Source organism: Arcicella sp. GW458-12-2-14-TSB2 (assembly GCF_059423785.1).
Window position 1 is genome coordinate 1 of record NZ_JBWKYN010000331.1, and the last position, 2,000, is coordinate 2,000.

Genomic DNA, 2,000 nt, shown 5'->3' on the forward strand with positions numbered 1-2,000 from the left:
GCACAAGATTGGTCAACTTTTAAAAAGTTGACCAATCTAAAATAACTACTATAAAAGAAATAGATTTAATTACTATACTTTTCTAGCCATTTTGCTTTCAATGTTGCTCTAGCTTCTACAAATTCCTTATCTGTTCCCTGAGCAATGGCATCTAATGGAAAACGTAGTGGACGAGTACCTTCTTCCATTTCCACTAAAGCCAACACTCCATCAGCAATTGTTTGAGGATTCATATTAAATTCAGCTAACTTTCCATAAAACGCTGCTCCTAAAGCATTAAAGTCTTTATTAGCTTTTTCACCATATTCTGCTACAATATCAGTTTTATCGGCTGGCAAACCTGCTTTACTTCCATTAGTCATTTCTGTAGGATATACGCCAGGTTGAATACTTACATTTTCAATATTAAATTGTCTTAGTTCATCTTGTAATCCTTCTGTAATGCTTTCTACGCCAAATTTTGATGCTAAATAAGGAATCATAAAAGGCAATGTATGTCCACTTGCTCCAGAAGTAATATTGATAATCAATCCACTTTTTGCTTTACGCATACTTGGCAATACTGCTTGATAAGTCCGCAAAACACCGTAAAAATTTACTTCAAACATCGCTCTGATTTGGTCTATAGAATAGCCCTCTAATAAACCAAATCCTGATACTCCTGCATTATTGACCACTACATCTATTTTGCCATATTTGGTCAATACTTGTTCAAAAGCATCTTTCACAGAAGTATCATCCGTAATGTCTATTTCTACTACTTCTACATTATCTAAAGCCGAAAGCTCTTCAGCAATTACAGCATTCTTAGTTTTTGTTCCACGCATTCCTGCTATTACGGTATAACCTGCTTTAGATAAAGTAATGGTCATAAGCTTTCCAAAGCCTGTACTTGTTCCTGTAATGAAAATTATTTTGCTCATTGTCTTAATTTTTTATGTTAATTTATGATACAAAATTGCACCAAGGCGGTGCCTATTTCCATTGATAATTAAAGGAAAAAAATCTTGATAAATGTCAAGAGAATTTATTTTTGAAGTGCCTGTTTTCTGATTCTACTGATTGTTTCAGCAGAAATACCAAGATAAGAAGCAATCATGTGCTGTGGAACACGATTGGCAATGGAAGGAAATTTGGAAATAAAATTATGGTATTTTTCTTCGGCAGAGAAGGTAATATTAGCGTGTATTCGTTCCTGCATTACCACAAAACGTCTTTGCAGAATGTCATTTACAAAATCATTAAAGACAGGAATAGTTTTGCAAAGCATATCAAAATCATTTTTCTTGATTAGGATTATTACAGAATCTTCTATCGCATCAATATTATATTTTGATGGCTGTTCAGAAGTCAGGCTTTCTCTATCTCCCGACCAATGATTTTCTATGGCAAAATTCATAATATGCTCTAGCCCTTTATCATCTACAAAATACGTACGCAAAAAGCCTTTGCACACAAATGCATTAAATCGCCACACATCCCCTTCTTGAAGTAAATATTGTCGTCGTCTTAATTTTTTAACGACACTCACCGATTCTATCAAGTTATAATCTTGTTCGTTCAAGGTAATTCTTTCTGCTAAGTATTTCTTAAAATAGGCAAACATGGGTAAGAGTTGTGAGCGGTCTGCCGCCACGGTTGTGAGTGATGAGTTTTGAGTTTCGAGCAGTTCGCTAATTTTATTAAAGATGCGGATTAACGAGTGAAATTTGCTAAGAATAGTTAACTTTAAAAGTCAACTATTCTGCAATGTTCGTTGATAAAATCCAGAAGTCCTTTATTATTTTTTCATTTCAATTATTTTCCATTGACTATTAGGTTCTTTCTCCAAATAGACATTCACTTCTATTTCCTTTTGATTTCCAATAACTTTTATTTGAAGGTCAGCTTGTCCATGTCCATTAGTAATATTTACATTACCTGTAGGGAACATTCCGTATTCTTTTATTCCTCCAATTTCTGTTTGAATTTCCTTATTTTGCTCTATGCCTATAATTGAC

3 protein-coding genes are annotated in these 2,000 nt (G+C 33.7%); all 3 read right to left on the reverse strand.

Translation table 11 applies throughout. The annotated features are described in order from the left end of the window. Positions 1 to 65 precede the first annotated feature (65 nt). Positions 66 to 923, reverse strand: coding sequence for an SDR family oxidoreductase (locus AC07XN_RS24210; RefSeq protein ID WP_494744910.1), 858 nt, complete (start codon positions 921 to 923; stop codon positions 66 to 68). A gap of 104 nt (positions 924 to 1,027) precedes the next feature. Beyond that, on the reverse strand, positions 1,028 to 1,636 hold the full coding sequence (locus tag AC07XN_RS24215) for a Crp/Fnr family transcriptional regulator (protein ID WP_494744911.1): 609 nt from the start codon (positions 1,634 to 1,636) through the stop codon (positions 1,028 to 1,030). 144 nt (positions 1,637 to 1,780) lie between these two features. Beyond that, the coding region (locus tag AC07XN_RS24220) for a hypothetical protein (protein ID WP_494744912.1) at positions 1,781 to 2,000 on the reverse strand (220 nt) is incomplete at its 5' end.

Bases quoted from the DNA above. Each gene is read 5' to 3' on its own strand.
- AC07XN_RS24210 (WP_494744910.1), bottom strand. From the start codon at position 923: ATGAGCAAAATAATTTTCATTACAGGAACAAGTACAGGCTTTGGAAAG.